A 17,170-nucleotide genomic window follows, 5' to 3' on the forward strand; every position below is an offset into this window, starting at 1 on the left:
CGCCAGAGATTGGCATAATAGCGCTCATTTGACGCTCACTCGACTGGCGCTGGCTCGGTTGACGCTGGCTCATTTGACGCTAGCTCGTTTGACGCTGGCTCGTTTGACGCTCACTCGACTGGCGCTCACTCGACTGGCGCTGGCTCGTTTGACGCTGGCTCATTCGACGCTCACTCGACTGGCGCTGGCTCATTTGACGCTGGCTCGTTTGACGTTTACGTACTTCACGCTCACTAGGGACGCCCATGACCGCATGGAGCAAGCTGCTCATCGCCACGACGCGACTGATCGATCTGCACGATAGCGCCCATGAACCAGGGTCGCCCTTCGTTCAGGTCAGCCAGGAGGGCCGTCGAGGCCTGCGCGATGGCTACTGGCTCGACCTGGGCTGTCTGTTGCTCGACTATCTGCTCGATCTCGATTTCGCCACCAACAGCGCCTTCGTCTCTCAGACCCGGTGCCTGGAGGCGCTGCGCGAGCATTATCCGAGGTTGGCGCCTGACGACCTGAGCTTCGTCATCAACCTGCTGGCCACGCCGAGCGAACTTCACTTGCGCGACGAGGGCGAGGGCGGTGGTCGCGAGCGGCGCGGTACCAAGCGCACCGCCCTGGTCGAGAAGCAGGGCCAGACCGGCCAGGTGCGCTTGACTGCCAGCGGCCGTCAGGCGGTGACCCTGGCGAGTTCCGTCGAGGATCTGCTGTATTCCGAGTACGACGCCGCCAAGGTGTTGGCGGCGCTGGCCCGGGGAGACTTCGGTCGCGTGCCGGATATCACCAACCAGATCCTGCTGGCGATCCGCGGGCTGACTCAGGAGCTCAGGCGGGTACGAGAGAACCCCACTCGGGAAGGCAAGCTGTCGATCCTGCTCGACAACGAGCGCCACTACCATAACGCCCTGTCGAGCATTCAGCGCACGCTGCTCGACGCCCGAACACAGCTGGCGACGCCGGTGCTGATGACGCGTTTCGAGCGCTGGAGCGAAGACCAGGAGGAAGACTGGGATCTGCGCATGCTGTCCAGCGCCATCGGTCGGGTGCTCAACGCCATCGAGAACCTGTCGCGGCGGCTGTCGGAGCTGATCGCCGATATCGCCGAGGGCCGCATTCAGTCGATGGGCGTGATCGATTTCAGCGACCTCGCCTCGCGGTTGTTGAGCGCGCCGGCCCGGCCGCAGCTGGCATTACCGCTGGTCGATCGCATCATGCCGTTCTTCCAGGCCCTGGCCTTTCCCCGGGCGATGCCGTTGGTGCCGCTGCTGGAAAGCCGTCGGGCGGAGGCGAGCCCGGTCACCCTGGTGTTCGAAGAGGCCGCCGATGCCCATGCCGAACAGACTCGGCTATCGCGTTTTCTGGCGGCACGGGGGACGGCGCTTCGCGAGCGGGTGGCGCGTGCTCCCTTGTCGCTGCCGGAGGCCCTGGAAGAAGGCTGGCACCGCGTCGATGACGGCGACTGCCTGCCGCAGTTGATCAACACCTTCGTCGACACCGGCCTGCTGGCCGAGTCGCTGGTGGTGGGCGTGGAGTATCGGCCGTTTCGCCTGACCCTGGAGGACGGCCGCGTGATCGACGGCCCCGTCACCCCGACACTGCGCCGCGTGGAGCCTGCCCCGGCGAATCCTTGAGCGCGTCGGGGCCGCCGCCAGGCCCGTCCCGACCGCGCCGCTTTGCGTTCTCGTGCCGCGAGACCTCGTTACACAAGGTGACTGACCATGAATATGAGTGAGATGGGCGAGGTGGTCGCTTACCTCCTTCGCTACCGTGCCGCCGAGCGCTTGCCGGCCGGCGGACGCAAGCGCCGCGCCGCCCGCGACGGCCAGCTCTCCGAGCGCGACCTGTGTGCCCTGATCGATGACGCCAGTGACCTGGAGCGTGAGTCACTGCGCGATTTTCTGGCCGGCCAGGGGTTGCGCCTCAAGGTCTTCGAGGCCGGTGACTATCCGGGCATCGCGCCGGGGTCGCGCTACTACGCCCTGCTTCCGGATCCGGACATGGACCAGCCGCCGCTGTACACGCGAGAGCCGGTATTCGATGCCCTGCGCCTGCGCCAGGAAAGCCGCTCGGAGCTGGCCACCTGGTACCTGCAGCTGTGGCTGTTGATGCATACCCTGCTCTACACCCGATACAACCGTGCCCTGTCTGACGTCAGCCGCTACCAGGAAGCGACCTTCGTCGGTGGGGAGCTCCTCGAGCTGCTGCGCGACCAGGTCGAGACCCTGCGCGGCCTCGGCGATGCCGCCAGCGACGCCCAGCGCAGCCTGCTCGAGGAGCGTGGCGAAGACCTCAACCGCCGGGTGCGAGCCTTCATCGACTTGCACGTTCGTGCCGGGCTGCTGGAGCCGGTGCGCGACGATGGCGACGGCGAAGGCGACGTCTGGCAGCAGACCCTGCTCGGTTCGCTGGAGAGTGAGCAGGTCGGTGTGCACCAGCTAGGCCATCTCGAAGCCCTGGTTGCCGGGCGCGAGGGCCCGGATGCTGGCTTCAGTGCGCCATCGCCGCCAAGCGCCGAGGGCGCTGAGGGCGATGAGAGCGCCGAGGACGATGATGGGGACGATGAGAGGGAAGACACGATCGACGACGCGAGCAAGGCGACCCGCGACGACGTCGACCAGGACAGCGCCACGGAGGCCCACCAATGAGCGTGATCAACCGCATCGAAGTGGCAAACCTGCTCAACAAGCATGGCGACGTGGCCTCACCCTGGGATGCCAAGATGCGCCACCTGCTGCTCGATCTGCGTGGTCAGTCCAGTGCCATCAGCATGGAGAACGGCTTCGGCAAGACCACCCTGGCGGAGGCCTTGATCGGCCTGCTGTCCAGGGATCGCACCTTGCTCTCGCGGACCCGGCGCAAGTGTTCGCCGTCCACGGTGTCGGGGCAGGGCCGTAGCTGGTCTCATCTGCGCGTGGAATTTCGCACCCGTTCGGATGGCGGTGGCCAGGACGATATGCTGGCCGCGGCCGGCGAGGAGGTGGCCGGAGCCACCTTCGTGTTCGGCTTCTACGGCTACAGCGATGGCAGCGGCCTGTCGTTCTATCACTATCCCGGGCGCCTGGAAGACGTGGCGATCCACCACCTGACCCAGGACGGCAAGCTGGCGCTCTACGCCAACAGCGATATCAAGCAGGCCATGACCCAACACGGCGTGCGTCTGACCCACAATCGCGACGAGTGGCTGGATGCGGTCAACGCCCATGTCTCCCGGCGTGAGCTGGCCCAGCTCGCCGCCTTCCAGAAGGAAGGCGGCGCCGACAAGAGTCAGATCTTCAACGCCATCAAGGCTCGGGGCGGTGAAAAACCCGATCAGGCCTTCTTCTTCGAGGTGCTGGCGCCGGAGATTCTCGCCGGGGCGACCCGGGGCGAAACCGATGAGAGCGAGGAGTTGATCGAGGAGGTCATCCTCAATTCCGGCACCAACATCACCGAATTGCGCCATCGCCTGGAAGACGCCGAGACCGATCAGCGGCGCACTGACGCCAAGGTCGAGCGGCTCGGCGATCTCAAGGGCCACGGCGAGGCCCTGCTCGAGGCACGGTCTGGTCTCGAGCGCCTCGACGATGGCCTGATGCTCAGCGAGCGGCTGCTGGGCGGCCAGGCCCTGGCTGGCCTACCCGGGTTGCCACGCATGCCGTCCGAGGACGACGACCGGGAGGCCCTCGCAGGCCTTGCCTGGTGCAAGGGCGACACCGGTCGGCCGCGGGTGTCGGTATGGCTGCTGGCACGGCTGACGCGTCTGTCCGAGCGCCAGATTCGTGAGGCGCTCAGCGAACGTGGCGTGCGCCTGGATAGCCATCGTCAGCTGGTGCACCTGCCCGAGTCCGCCTGGCCCGCCGGTCGTGAGCCCCATCATCTGGGCTTCGAGGCGGCTCGAGAATGGCTCGCCGACAGCCATGCCTTCGGCGACGATGCGGCGCGCTATCGTGCCCTGACCCGTCTGGACGAGGCCGCCGACGCTTTCGCCGACTTGGACGGCAATGCCTATCGCGACGAGGTCGTGGCGGACGCGCTGTATCGTGGTGAACTCAAGAGCGACATCGACGCGCTGGAGCATCGCGTCGAGGCCCTGGATCAGGAGCGTGAGTCCCTGGCCTCGCGTCAGCGCGAGTTCGTCGATAACCAGAGCTTCTACACCCAGGCGCTGGCCCAGGGGCTCTACACCGAGGAGGAACTGGCGGCGCCGGAGCAGACGCGGGACGCCGCCCGGGAGCGCGCCCAGGAGGCTCGCCAGGCACTCTCGGCGCACCTGTCGAAGGTCGGCGAGTTCAAGGGCCTCGACGCCTGGTTCACGCAATTTGCCAGGCGCTACCCCGACCAGGCGCCCGAGCAGGTCATCGAGGAAAAGCAGGCCCGACTCGAGGGGCTGGAGGAACGCTTGGCGCTGGTGGTCGAGTCGCTCGAAAGCGCGCGAGAGGGCCATGGTCAGGCCCGTGACGCCCACGAGCAATTGACCGCGGAACGGGCTCGACTCGACGGCGAACTCGCGCCCCTGCGTCAGGGACAGGAGGCCTGGACGCGCTTCGCCGCCGCCTGGCCCGAGACCCCGGTCGAGGGGCTCTGGGCGAGGCGTCAGGCCGAGCTATCCGAGCTCGAGGCGCGCCTGCAGACGCTGCACCAGTCCCAGTCCCAGGCTCAGGCCCTGCGGGCTCGCCTGGGGCCGCTGGCCGAGGCGGCGAGCCACTATCGTCGACTGCATCAGGACGACGAGCCGGTGCATCTGCGCGATCGTCTCTATCGAGAGAGCCGCGAACTGGATGACGAGCGCCATCGTCTGGGGCGCCGCGAGACCCAGTGCCGAGAGCTGCACCGTTCGTTGCTGGCCTTTCGCCAACGCGCCGAGTCCGAGCCGGAGGAGTGGCTTGGCCAGGCCCGGGAGGCCTATCCGCGCCTGCTCGGCGAGCGCGAGCGCCTGGAGCAACGCATCGCCGCACGGGTGTCCTATCTTGATCACCTCAGCGGCGACCCATTGGCCCGCCAGGTCGCCGAGAGCGAGGCGCAGCGCCTGCTGGATGACGATGGCATTGCCTTCGAGCCTCTGCACCGGGTGCTGGCCGACCTGGCCGTCGACGAACAGCACCGTCGCGACTGGCTGATTCAGGCCGCTGGCCAGCTGTTCGCGCCGGTGGTGGAGGCGGGCCTCGCCGACCAGGCCGCGCGCCGCCTGATCGACCATGGCCTTAACGTGCCGGTGCTGGCTCGGCAGCGTCTGGCGTCCTGTCTCGAGCGGGGGGACTCGCCTCTAGGCGCCATCCAGGGCACCGAGACGCTGGCCGTCAAGGCGGCCCTGGATCCCGAATACCTCGCCGAGTTGCGCAGCGACACCCAGCAACGCCTGGACGCCGAGCGTGGCCGACTGGCCGAGCTGGACGCCGAGATTGCGCACCTGGATCCCCACGGCGAGGCGTTTATCGACGCCCTGGCGGCGCGCCAGGCGGTGCAAGACAACGTCGAGGACGAGCTCGACGCGATCGCCACCCGCCTGGAGGCCGTCGAGCAGGCCCGCGAGGTGCTGGCACCGCGCCTGACCGAACAGGCGCTGCAGACCATCGACGACTTCCAGCGCTATTTGATGGAAGGCGGGGACAAGGCCCTCGAGGACGCCGCCGAGACCCTGGCGGAGGGTGAACTCGAGATGGCTGAGCTGGCGCCGAGACTGGCGTCCGCGCGGGAGACCTTCGAGCATCATGCCGAGCTGTGGCTGGCGGCGGAGTCGTTCAAGGCCGCCGGTGGTGTCGAGCGCCTCGCGGCGATCGATCACCGCTTGCTGGAAATCGAAGAACGTGAAGCCAGCGCCGCCGAACGCAAGGATCAGCTAGGCGATGAATGCGAACGGCTCAGGCGTGAGCAGGAGGCCCTAGAGGCCCAGCGACGCGAGATTTTCGGCGATGGCGAACGCGACCGGTTGACGGCGGTGGCACGCTTCGTCGCCCAGGGTGGACCGGACTTCATGGCCGATGCCGAGGCGCAGGAAGCGCGCCTGGAACAGGCATTGACGCGGGCCCAGAAGCGCGCAGACCTGGACGTGGAGCGGATTCGCGCCTATCTCGAGGTGCGCGACGAGAAGGGCGCCGGCACCGCGCTTGAAACCCGTATCGCCGGCTTGAAGCGTCAGCGCGAAGCGACGCGCGACGAGCGCAAGGCTCGGCTCGCCGAGCTTGCCGAACTCGAGCACCGGCTGAGCGCCCAGCGCGAGGCGATGGCGATCAGCGACCAGCTTGCCATCGCCTGGCTCGCCACCTTGCGCGAGCTATCGTCTGGGTGGCGGGAACGCCTCGTCGGTATCAGCGAACGGCGCGACGAGTGGCCCGCGGACCACCCGGACGCCGAGAACCTCGATCAGGCGCTGGCGCGCTGGTGGCAACTGGGCTCGGCACGAGACGGTGAGGAGGCAACGCCGACGGTCGATGTCGAGGCGCTGGCGGCCTGTCAGTGCCACCTGGAAGAAGGCCTCGCGGCCCTCGGCCTGGGCGAGCGTTCGCGCGCCAGGGAACGTCAGGCACGCCAGGTCCAGGAGGTGCAGCGGCGTCTTGGTGAGGCCTTGGAGGAGGCGGCCGGCAGTCGCCTGTTCAGCGATACCGAGCGTGCTCGCCTGTCGGGCCTGGGGGCGGTCAGCGATGCGGCGCTGGTGGATCTGGCGGCGCTGCATCGCCAGCTGGCCGAGCAACTCGAGACCCATCGCGAGCGGGTGCGACACCTGCAGACGTCGCGCCACCATATCGAGGGCACCCTGGTCGAGCGGCTCGGATCGATCATCAGCGACGCCGCCGGGAATCTCGATATTCTCAAGCGCGTGGCCCGTCGTGGTAGCGATCGGGACGGCCAGGGCGGGGCCTGGTTCGAGGTCAAGGCGTCGCTGATCGACGGCGAGGCGCTGCGCGAGCTGATCACCACCTTGCTGGCCGACATCGACGAGCACCAGGCGGCGATGCGGCGTCGGGCCGAGCGCGACGCGGATATCGATGGCGGGGAGCGCTCTCGACGCGACGACGATCTGCTCAGTCGCATCCGGCGGCGTATCTATCGTGGCCTGTTCAAGGAGGTGACCATTCGCCTGCGCCATGAGGCGATTCGCCCCCATGGCCGCCTGTTCTCGCTGAACGAGGCCATGTCCGAGGGCCAGCGCGAAGCGGTGTCCTTGATGTGGCTGGTCAAGCTGTCGGAGTTTGCCATCGAGCGTGAACTCAACGAGATGCCGGGCCACCATCGACGTCGCGCCAGAGCCGGTCGCGAGAGCGTCATTCTGCTCGATGGCCTGTTCTCCAAGCTGTCTCATCGTCGCCTGATTCAGGACTCGCTGGAGTCACTGCGTAATACCCGCGGTCGCTTCCAGATGATCGGGCTGATTCACAACCCCAACTACGAGAACGATCCGGAGATCTTCCCGACCTACCTGGTCGGCAGCGTGATCGGTGCCGGCCAGGGCCAGGGGGGCCATGTCATGGTAAGAGACGGCAAGGCCTTGACCCCGGAGGAGCAGGGGCGCGGTAGCGGTGAGGCCAGTCTGTTCGGGATCTACGTTAGCGCCGCAGAAACGGCGTAGATCACGGCTCGGGGCTCGGGCCGAGGCAAGGGCAAGTGCCGAGGCAAGGGCAAGTGCCGAGGCAAGGGCCAGGGCGACGTGACGGCGATAGGCGCCGCGGCCAGGTGCTTGACTCCGGGGTGCTTGCCCCGGGGGCTTGACGCGGTACCTGGCGAGGAAGGGCACCTGGCTGCAAGGCGCCGGCCCCGGTGCCGCCGGGACCTTCACAAGGGCGGCCGCTGGCGCAGGCGCTGGGTGGCGTCGCGTATTCCTAGTGGCGGGTCCTGGGACGCGTCGGCTGGCGAGGACGCCCAGGGTTCACTCCTTCCACGGCGCCCAACGATGTACCACGCGGTTGCGTCCCAGTCGTTTGGCGTCCATCAGGTTGGCGTGCACGCTCTGCATCAATTGAGCGCTGTTGCCACCACGGACGAAGTCCGAAATGCCGATGCTCACCGTGACCTTTTGTCGGCCGATGCCGAAATCGTGGCGTGCCGCGCTCTGGCAAAGGCGCTCACCCAGCTCTCGCGAGCGTCCGGCCGGGGTCAGCGGCACCAGCAGGGCGAATTCGTCGCTGCCCATGCGCGCCAGCAGGTCCTCCTGACGTAGCTGGCTTGCCACCAGCGCGGCAAGCTGACAGAGCACACGATCGCCGAGCCCCTCTCCCCAAGTGTCATTGATCAGGGCGAAGTGATCCAGGTCCAGCAGCATCACCGACAGCGCCGTGGCATGGCGGGTGCTCAGCGACACCGCGCGCTCGAGCTGCCCCATGAAGGCCCGCCGGTTCGCAAGGCCGGTCAGCTCGTCGGTGCCCGACAGATAGCGTAGGCGTTGTTCCTCCGCGACCTGTTCCTCGATATCGACCATTACCCCGTGCCAGACGATGCCATCGTCGAGGCGCTCGGGAATGGCCTGGATCGAGTACCAGCGTGGCGCACTCTCCGGACACGCCAGGCGCAAGCGGGTGGTGATCGGCGAAAGCCAGTGCGCTGAGTGCTCCACGGAGCGCATTACCTCGGTGTAGGCTTCCCCCATGAGGTCGCCCAGGCGTTGGCGAATATCCAGCACGTCGCGCAAGGGGGAGAGAACAGCGGCGATGGGGTCGCTGCCGACCAGCTCGGTGAGTTGCAGGCGCCCACGTGCGTCACGGCGTAGCTGGAAGACCAGGCCGGGAATCTTGACCGACACGTCGGCGTAGCTTGGCAGCGCGGATTCGCTGTCGGGGCCTGGCGCGTCGGGCAGGAGCGGGTCGATGGCTGCTGCTCCGCTGGCGTCGCTGGTCGACGGCCCCTGGGCCATGGCCCGCCGCTGCGGTGTGGCTGGGCCGGGCTTTGCTCGCGAGGTTGTGTGCTTTTCGCTGTGATCCGGATCCGGCGGACTCTGCTCAGAAGTGTGCATTTTGGATTTGTCACGATCATCCATTCGGCATTCCTTGCCCGTGATGAAGCCTGGTTGGTTGCGATGACAGGTCGAGCCTGTCCGGCGTTTCTACCATCATAGGGCGCGACACGGGCAGCGACATGGGCCTTAAGGGCTAGGTGAAAACTTACAAAGCCTTTAGCAGCTACTAAACGCCCTGCGCTGGCCTGGCGTGCCGGTTGGCATCAGGCGTCGCATGGCGCCTCGCATAGGACATCCCATAGGACGTCGAATAAGCGGGCCAGCCGCGTCGTGCCGCCCGCGCCATAGGGCACCGGAAGCGATACGACCTCGGTGGCTTGGTGGTGACATGGCCACCGCCGTGGTGGCGGATCGCAGCGACTGGACTCGCGCCTGTGGCGTTATGGCACGGTGCCGACCCCCAACCAACACGACAACGGCCGCGGGGCTCCAGCTTGAGGTGGCCCGATAGCCGCTCGGTGGCTGTTCGGCGGCCGTTCGAGACTCAGGGCTGCGCCCCGGGGCGATGAACGGCTCGGGAGGCACGGTCTTGGCGTGTTGTGCCTGGATGAGTGATCCTGGGCGGGCCGTTCGGGGCGAATGTTTCTGGACAAATGTGTTCTGGGAAAATGTGTTCTGAACAAGTGTTGTTGGACAAGGCGAGCCGTCCACCGGGGGAGGGTCATCTGGGGGAGTCGTACCGGCCGTGGCGGCCCTTCGAGAACACCGCCTGCCAGAGTTGCAGGTTGCGGGCGCGGAAGGCGCCGGCGCAGACCGAGAGGTAGTAGCGGAACATGCGGCGGGTACGTTCGTCGTAGCGGTGCCCGATGACATGCCAATTGGCGTCGAGGTTGGTGAGCCAGGCCATCAGCGTCGGGTCATAGTCGGCGCCGAAGTTTTGCCAGTCCTCGACGATCAGGTGCTCTTCGCTGGCGTGGTTGATCTGGGCCATGGAGGGCAGCACGCCGTTGGGGAAAATGTAACGATTGATCCAGGGGTCGGCGCTGACGCGAGAGATGCTGGAGCCGATGGTGTGCAGGAGAAACAGGCCATCCGCGGGCAGCAGGCGCGCCACCGTGCGAAAATAGGTATCGTAGTTGCGCTGACCGACGTGCTCGAACATGCCGATCGAGACCACGCGATCGAAGTGGCCGGTGAGCTCACGATAGTCGGCCAGGCGTACATCGACGGCCAGGCCCTTGCAGCGTTCACGGGCGAAGTCTGCCTGCTCGCGTGAGATCGTGATGCCGGTGACGTGCACGCCGTAGTGGCGGGCGGCATGGTCGGCAAAGCCGCCCCAGCCGCAACCGATATCCAATACCCGCATGCCCGGCTGCAGGTCGAGCTTGCGGCAGACCAGGTCGAGCTTGGCCAGTTGTGCCTCGTGGAGGGTGGAGGCCGTTTTCCAGTAGCCGCAGGAATACGACATCGTCGGGTCGAGCATCAGCATGAACAGGTCGTTGCCCATGTCATAGTGGGCCTCGCCGACCATGTAGGCCCGGGCGCGACTCTGGAGGTTGAAGAATCCCGCCTGGAGGCGATACATCAGGCGCTCGGAGGCGCTATGGGTGTGTTCACCCAGGCCATGCAGCAGCAGTTGGTGGGCCAGTTCGTCGATCCTCTCCGCGCTCCACCAACCCTCCATGTAGGCCTCGCCAAGCCCCAGGGTGCCCTGGTGCAGGACCCTGGCGAACAGGTCGGGATGATAGACCTGGAGGTCGTGCGGGGCGTTACCGTTGAGGTGGACGCCGGACCCTTCGAGCAGGCGCTCGACGAGGCGTCTCGCCCGGGTCTCGGGCAGGGCGATGGGGTGGGGGCGCGAGTCGCTGGTCATGCAACCTCCCGTCTTCTGGAGCGACACAAAAGACTGTGCCCGGCGACGATTCGAGGCGGCGTCGGGCGCGACGTCTACCCCCCTTATAGGCGTGTTATCTTTGGGGGTGTTGACGTCGCAGGGTATTGCGAAACAGCATAGTCCAGCCGCACGGAGTTGGCGTGGGCGGCCTGGGCCATTTCCTAAGGAGGCTTACCTTATGCACGTTATTATCGATCTGTGTGTCGTCCCCCTCGGCGTCGGGGTGTCCGTCTCGGAGCACGTCGCGGCGTGCCAGAAGGAGATCCAGGCGTCGGGGCTCGAGCACCGCATGCATGCCTATGGCACCAATATCGAAGGCCCCTGGGATGAGGTCATGGCGGTGGTCAAACGCTGCCATGAAGTGGTCCATGGCATGGGCGCCCCCCGGATCACGACCACACTGAAGCTCGGCACGCGAATCGATCGTGACCAGTCCATGGATGACAAGGTCTCGAGCGTCGAGCGGCGGCTTGCCGACTGAGGCGTCGCGACGACTCGACTCGATCAGGCGTCACTCGCCATGGGTAGCATCGTGGCGCTGACGCCAGGGTGGCATCGGTGGCATGCTGGGGACTTTCTTCGCATGGAGTGCACTCGATGCCATTGTTTTCCGGTCTGCTGGCTTTCCCCGTGACGCCTCTCGATGCCGCAGGACGGCTGGATGACGAGGGGTTGAGCCGGGTCGTGACGGCCCTCGATGTGGCGGGTGTCGATACCCTCGGGATTCTCGGCAGTACCGGTTCCTATGCCTACCTCGATGGCGCGCTGCGTCGGCGGGTGATCGACCGAGTAGCGGCGCTCAAGCCGGCCCATCAAGGCCTCGTGGTAGGCGTTGGCGCCGTCACCACGGCGGCGACCATCGAGCTTGCGCAAGACGCCGTCGCCGCCGGGGCTGATGGCCTGCTGCTGGCGCCCGTATCCTACCTTCCGCTGAACGACGATGAACTGGTAGGCCACTATCATGCGGTGGCCGCTGCGGTGGATCGTCCGATCTGTGTCTACAACAATCCGGCGACGACCGGCGTCGATATCTCGCCGGGGCTCGCCGCGCGGTTGATGGAAGCCGAGCGCATCGTGGCGATCAAGACACCGGCGCCACCGGCGGGGCAATTGGCGAGTACCCACCGCGCGCTGTGCGACGCCATCGGTGCCGAGGCGGTGGGGTACAGCGTCGATGCCCACGCCTGCGAGGCGCTGATCGCCGGTGGTCGCGCCTGGTACTCGGTGATGGCTGGTGTCTTCCCCGAGCCCTGTGCGGCGATCGTCGAGGCCGTTCGCGAGGGTGATCTGGAGCTGGCGCGTCGGCGCGACGCGGCGCTCATGCCGCTGTGGGCGCTGTGCAAGCGCCTGTCGAGCTATCGCGTGGCCCACGCCGCCGTCGCCTTGAGAGGACTGGCCGAGGCGGTGCCTCCGCGCCCGATTCGGGCCCTTGCGGGCAAGGATCTCGATGACGTCCAGCACACGCTTGCCGCGTTGGGCCTGCTCAGGAACTGACGCCGCATGCCTGGTGGTGCCTGTACCGAGGCACCCCAGCGAATCACCCCAGTGAGGGCCGGCGCCTAGTCGGGCGGCGGGTGCAGCGGCGATAACCAACGCGGCGCCTGGCGAGCCAGGTGATTGGCCAGCAGCGTCAGCGTTTCTCCCCCTTGCCGCCAGTAGTGCCAGTAGAGCGGGACATCGACGACATGACCGGGCGCGACGTCTTGTAGCGTGCCGCGGTCGAGTTCGCCTGTGACCTGCAGCTCCGGCATCAGGCCGAAGCCGATGCCGGCCAACGCCAGGCGCAGGAAGCCCTCGGTAGAGCCACACAGGTGGTACGGGAAGGGGGCCGTCACGCCGAGGGTCGCCAGGAAACGATGCTGGAGCTGGTCGTTGGGGCCGAAGACGATCGCGGGCGTTGTCGCCAGCGCCTCGGGGGTCGGGCCGTCGGGCAGGTGCCGGTGCAGGAAGTCGGGGCTGGCGAGCGCGCGGTAACGCATATGACCAAGGGCGATCACGCGGGCGCCTTGCACCGGCTTCGGGCTCGAGCACAGACAGGCACCGACGTCGCCCTGGCGCATGCGCTCGAGCCCGATATCCTGATCCTCGACCACCAGGTCAAATAGCATGGGGCGTAGCCGCAGAAAATCGCCGATGGCCGCGGGCCACCAGGTCGTGAGGCTATCGGCGTTGATCGCGACGCGCAGGCGACGCTCGCCCTGACTGAGTTGAGGCATCGCCTCGATCAATTCGTCTTCGAGCAGGCGCACCTGCTGGGTATGGTTGAGCAGGCGCCGGCCGAGGTCGGTGGCGGCGAGCACAGGGCTTCGTACCAGCACCGGTTGGCCAAGGCGCGCCTCCAGCAGTTTGATGCGCTGTGACACCGCCGACTGGGTCAAGCCGAGACTTCTGGCCGCGCGCTCGAAGCCGGCGTGATTGATCACGGCGCCCAGCGCCTCGAGCAGCTTGTAATCGAGCATGGCGGTTCCTCGGTACGGTGCGGGTATTAAATTTGCTAATGCGATAGTTACTATATTCGATTCTGTTGTCGATGAGCGTTCGTTAGTCTCCGTTGTCTGCCGCCGTTGCGGTTCCCATCACGACAAGGAGACGCCCATGTGGGTATCACTGTTTCATGGCCTCGGGACCGGTGCCGGCCTGATTGTGGCCATCGGCGCCCAGAACGCCTTTGTGCTGTCCAAGGGGCTGCGCGGGGAACACCCCTGGCGGGTGGCGCTGGTCTGTGCGCTGTGTGATGCGGTCTTGATCGGCCTGGGCGTGCTTGGGTTGGGCGCCTTGATCGCCGCCCACGACACCGCCATGAACATCGCCCGCTACGGAGGCGCCGCTTTTCTGGTCTGGCAGGCGTTGCTGGCCTTGAAGCGAGTCCTGCGTCCGCAAGGGCTGGCCGCGATGAAGGAGGCGGCGCCCAGCTCACGCTCGCGGGTGCTGGTGACGACCCTGGCGGTGACCCTGCTCAATCCTCAGGTGTATCTCGATACGCTGGTCATGCTCGGCGCCATCGGCTCACTTCAGCCTGAGCCGCTGGGGTTCTATGCCGGCGCCACGATGGCGTCCTTCGCCTGGTTTTTCGCTCTGGTGGGGGCGGCCGGGTGGCTGGCACCGCGACTCGCCAGCCCCAATGCCTGGCGGGCGGTGGACCTGACGATCTGTATCATCATGCTGCTGGTGGCCTGGCAACTGCTCTCCCTCGAGGTGACGCACTGAGGCCGCCGACGGCCGGCGATCCAGCCGGTTCGGCGTCTGGGCGTCAGGCTGGCGTGACGCGCTGTAAACAATGCTTGACGCAGGGCGGCCAAGGCGGGGGCGTTACCCGCTGCTGTCACGATAATGCTACAGCCGGAGGTCTCAAGCGGCCGGGCTGACCCGCGATGAGGCCCCTTCGGCGCATATCCGGGGTGGGGTGGGCGCACTAGTCTGGGGGCAATCGCGAACGACGCTGGCGAGCCCGATGTCAGCGAGTCGGGCCGCTTCGGCCCCAAGGCATGACGCGATCGACAATCATAATACCTGACCCCGGAGACCCTGATGAACGCCACCGCAGCCATCGATACGCACAATCCCATCGGCACCAACGGTTTCGAATTCGTCGAGTACAGCGCGCCAAGCGCCGAGGGCATCGAGGCGCTGCGTGCGCTGTTCTTGACGATGGGCTTCACCGAGACTCGCCGCCACAAGAGCAAACAGGTGTTCCTGTTCCAGCAGGAAAACGTGAACTTCGTGCTCAATGCCGAGCCCGGTAGCCACGCCAGCGAGTTTGCCAAGCGGCATGGCCCCAGCGCCTGTGCCATGGCATGGAAGGTGGCCGATGCTCGCCAGGCCCTCGACTACGCCGTGTCCAAGGGCGCCACCGCCGTGGACAACCCGGTGGGACCGGGTGAGGTGGGGATCCCGGCGGTCAGTGGCATCGGTGGATCCTTGCTGTACTTCGTCGATGACCGGGTCGATGACCAGGGCCGCACCATCTACGACATCGATTTCGAGGCGATTCCCGGCACCAGCGCACAGGACAATAGCGTCGGGCTTCGGGTCCTCGATCACCTGACCCATAACGTCGACCGCGGACAGATGGATGTGTGGGCGGGGTTCTATACCGACATCGCCAACTTCCGCGAGAATCGTTACTTCGACATCGAGGGCAAGAAGACCGGGCTGCACTCCCGCGCGATGACCGCTCCCTGCGCCAAGATGCATATTCCGATCAACGAGTCCGCCGACGATACCAGTCAGATCGCCGAGTTCATTCGCGAGTACAACGGCGAGGGCATCCAGCACCTGGCCATGGCCACCGACGACATCTACGCCACCGTACGGGCGCTGAAGGCCAATGGTGTCACCTTCCTGAGTACGCCGGACACCTATTACGAAAAGGTCGATGCCCGTGTGCCCAACCACGAGGAAAACGTCGAGGATCTGCGCGAGTTGAGCCTGCTGGTCGACGGCGGGCCCGATCAGGGGGTGTTGCTGCAGATCTTCACCGAGACGGTGATCGGGCCGATTTTCTTCGAGATCATTCAGCGCAAGGGCAACGATGGCTTCGGCGAGGGCAACTTCAAGGCGCTGTTCGAATCCATCGAGGAAGACCAGATTCGTCGTGGGGTGCTCAAGGACGATTGAGGCAGGGCCAGTCGCCACCGAGCGATAGGCCAAGCGCCTCGTGGCAGCCGTTCGGGCAATCCCGGATGGCGGCCCCGGGGTGAGGACGACCGCTGGATCATTACGCAGAACAATCCACCAGCGGCCTGCCAAAGCACAATAAAATCCGTCACAATGGGGGGCTTACGCTGCCCCTTTCGTGGCGGGTGATAACAAGAGTTCGCGACCTCTGGTGATTCATGACGACCAATGAACAATCCCGTACCCAGTGGCTGGGCCGCTGGGGATTCGTCCTGGCCGCAACCGGCTCCGCCGTTGGCCTGGGCAATATCTGGAAATTTCCTTACATGACCGGCGAGTACGGCGGCGGCGCCTTCGTGCTGGTGTACCTGGTCTGCATCCTGTCGGTGGGCGTGCCGGTGATGATGACCGAAATCGCCCTCGGGCGCCGCGGTCGCGGCAGCCCCATCGATGCCATTCGTCGTGTGGTCACCGAGTCGGGGCGGACCTCGGCCTGGTCGCTGCTCGGCTGGATGGCGATGGCCTGCGGTTTCATGATTCTGTGCTTCTACGTGGTGGTGGCCGGCTGGTCGTTCGCCTATCTGTGGAAGATGCTATCCGGCGGTCTGGCGGGCTCGAGTGTCGATGACATGGCCGCGATCTTCGGCGCGAACAATGCCAACCCGTTCAGCCTCGGGGCCTGGAGCACCCTGGTCACGGTGGCGACCATGGTTATCGTCGGCAAGGGCGTCCAGGGCGGCATCGAAAAGAGTGTCGGCTGGATGATGCCCGGCATGGTCGTGATGCTGTTGATCATGATTGCCTACGGCATGTTCTCCGGCGGTTTCGGCGACGCGCTGCACTTTTTGTTTGCCTTCAATGCCGCGAGCCTGTCGAGCGAGGGCATGCTGGCGGCCATGGGGCATGCGTTCTTCACCCTGTCGCTGGCCTCCGGTGCGATCCTCACCTACGGCAGCTATCTGCCGCGCCATGCCTCCATCGGTCGCACTACCTTGACCGTGGCGGTGGCGGATACCCTGGTCGCCCTGATGGCGGGCCTGGCGATCTTTCCGGTGATTTTCGCCAATGGCATGGAGCCCAACAGCGGGCCGGGACTGATCTTCATGAGCCTGCCGCTGGCCTTCCAGGCCATGCCGCTCGGCACGTTGTTCGGCATCCTGTTCTTCATCATGCTGTCGATGGCCGCGCTGACCTCGTCGATTTCCATGGTCGAGGCCACGGTGTCGTGGCTGACCGATAACAAGGGCATCAGTCGCCGCGCCGCATCCTGGGGAACCGGGATCGTGCTGTGGCTGGTGAGCACCCTGGCGATGCTGTCGTTCAACATCGGCGCCGACTGGACGCTGGCCGGCAAGCATTTCTTCGACTGGCTCGACTTCCTCACCTCGCGCCTGATGATGCCGCTCGGTGGCCTTGGCATGGTGCTGTTGGGCGGGTTCGTGCTCAACAGCAGCGTCATGCGTGATGAGCTGAACCTGGCGCCGACGGTCTATGCCCTGTGGCTGTTCATGGTGCGCTATGTCAGTCCGCTCGGCATCCTGCTGATCTTTGTCGACGCCCTCGAGATTGCCAATGTCGATTTCGCCAGCCAGTGGCCGGTGCTGCTGCTGGTGCTGGCCGTGATCACCGTGATCGGTGAGCTGGCAAGTCCCAGACTGCGCCAGTCCTTGGTGGCCAAGAGCTGAGACAAGCGTTGAACCCGGCCGTGCCGCTGACGCCGCCCTCCGGGGCGGCGTTTTTGGTGATAACGGCTCGGTGTTTTAATTACTTTGTGGCATAATGCGCTCCCTAGCACCAGTGCCTGA

General features: G+C 66.0%; 11 protein-coding genes. 8 read left to right on the forward strand and 3 right to left on the reverse strand.

Annotated elements, in window-relative coordinates:
* Positions 1-245 precede the first annotated feature (245 nt).
* The 3 genes from ACUN9Y_RS16310 to ACUN9Y_RS16320 all read left to right on the forward strand — a co-directional run bounded on the left by ACUN9Y_RS16310 (position 246) and on the right by ACUN9Y_RS16320 (position 7,534).
* Entirely contained in the window at positions 246-1,622 is a 1,377-nt protein-coding gene (locus ACUN9Y_RS16310) for a hypothetical protein (RefSeq protein WP_445461783.1), read from the forward strand.
* A gap of 87 nt (positions 1,623-1,709) precedes the next feature.
* Positions 1,710-2,636 (forward strand): hypothetical protein, encoded by a 927-nt coding sequence (locus tag ACUN9Y_RS16315; RefSeq protein WP_445461784.1) that lies wholly within the window; start codon positions 1,710-1,712, stop codon positions 2,634-2,636.
* Positions 2,633-7,534, forward strand: a complete 4,902-nt coding sequence (locus tag ACUN9Y_RS16320; protein WP_445461785.1) for a hypothetical protein — start codon at positions 2,633-2,635, stop codon at positions 7,532-7,534. Before ACUN9Y_RS16315 ends, ACUN9Y_RS16320 begins: the two co-directional genes overlap by 4 nt.
* Positions 7,535-7,831: 297 nt before the next feature.
* Here the strand turns inward: ACUN9Y_RS16320 and ACUN9Y_RS16325 are convergent, their stop codons facing one another.
* Both ACUN9Y_RS16325 and cfa read right to left on the reverse strand, forming a co-directional pair.
* The gene (locus ACUN9Y_RS16325) at positions 7,832-8,812 is read right to left on the reverse strand and encodes a GGDEF domain-containing protein (RefSeq protein WP_445461786.1); all 981 of its coding nucleotides are present in this window, start codon (positions 8,810-8,812) and stop codon (positions 7,832-7,834) included.
* Positions 8,813-9,575: 763 nt separating this feature from the next.
* Positions 9,576-10,727 carry a cyclopropane fatty acyl phospholipid synthase gene (gene cfa, locus ACUN9Y_RS16330; RefSeq protein ID WP_445461787.1) on the reverse strand — a complete coding sequence of 384 codons (1,152 nt, stop codon included), beginning with the start codon at positions 10,725-10,727 and terminating at the stop codon, positions 9,576-9,578.
* 199 nt (positions 10,728-10,926) lie between these two features.
* On the opposite strand from cfa, the gene ACUN9Y_RS16335 reads away from it, so the two are divergent.
* Both ACUN9Y_RS16335 and ACUN9Y_RS16340 read left to right on the forward strand, forming a co-directional pair.
* Positions 10,927-11,229, forward strand: a complete 303-nt coding sequence (locus ACUN9Y_RS16335; RefSeq protein WP_445461788.1) for an MTH1187 family thiamine-binding protein — start codon at positions 10,927-10,929, stop codon at positions 11,227-11,229.
* Between the two features lie 116 nt (positions 11,230-11,345).
* Entirely contained in the window at positions 11,346-12,242 is an 897-nt protein-coding gene (locus tag ACUN9Y_RS16340; RefSeq protein ID WP_445461789.1) for a dihydrodipicolinate synthase family protein, read from the forward strand.
* Positions 12,243-12,307: 65 nt separating this feature from the next.
* Here ACUN9Y_RS16340 and ACUN9Y_RS16345 read toward each other — a convergent pair whose 3' ends face one another.
* Entirely contained in the window at positions 12,308-13,207 is a 900-nt protein-coding gene (locus ACUN9Y_RS16345; protein ID WP_445461790.1) for a LysR family transcriptional regulator ArgP, read from the reverse strand.
* A 136-nt stretch (positions 13,208-13,343) separates the two neighbouring features.
* Here ACUN9Y_RS16345 and ACUN9Y_RS16350 point away from each other — a divergent pair, with 136 nt between their 5' ends.
* From ACUN9Y_RS16350 to ACUN9Y_RS16360, 3 genes are all read left to right on the forward strand, one after another.
* Entirely contained in the window at positions 13,344-13,955 is a 612-nt protein-coding gene (locus ACUN9Y_RS16350; RefSeq protein WP_445461791.1) for a LysE/ArgO family amino acid transporter, read from the forward strand.
* 321 nt (positions 13,956-14,276) lie between these two features.
* Positions 14,277-15,365, forward strand: coding sequence for a 4-hydroxyphenylpyruvate dioxygenase (gene hppD / locus ACUN9Y_RS16355; RefSeq protein ID WP_445461792.1), 1,089 nt, complete (start codon positions 14,277-14,279; stop codon positions 15,363-15,365).
* 218 nt (positions 15,366-15,583) lie between these two features.
* A complete protein-coding gene (locus ACUN9Y_RS16360) occupies positions 15,584-17,050 on the forward strand; it encodes a sodium-dependent transporter (protein ID WP_445461793.1) in 1,467 nt (488 codons plus the stop codon).
* The last annotated feature ends 120 nt before the right edge of the window (positions 17,051-17,170 follow it).

It is taken from the genome of Halomonas sp. V046 (genome assembly GCF_052645355.1).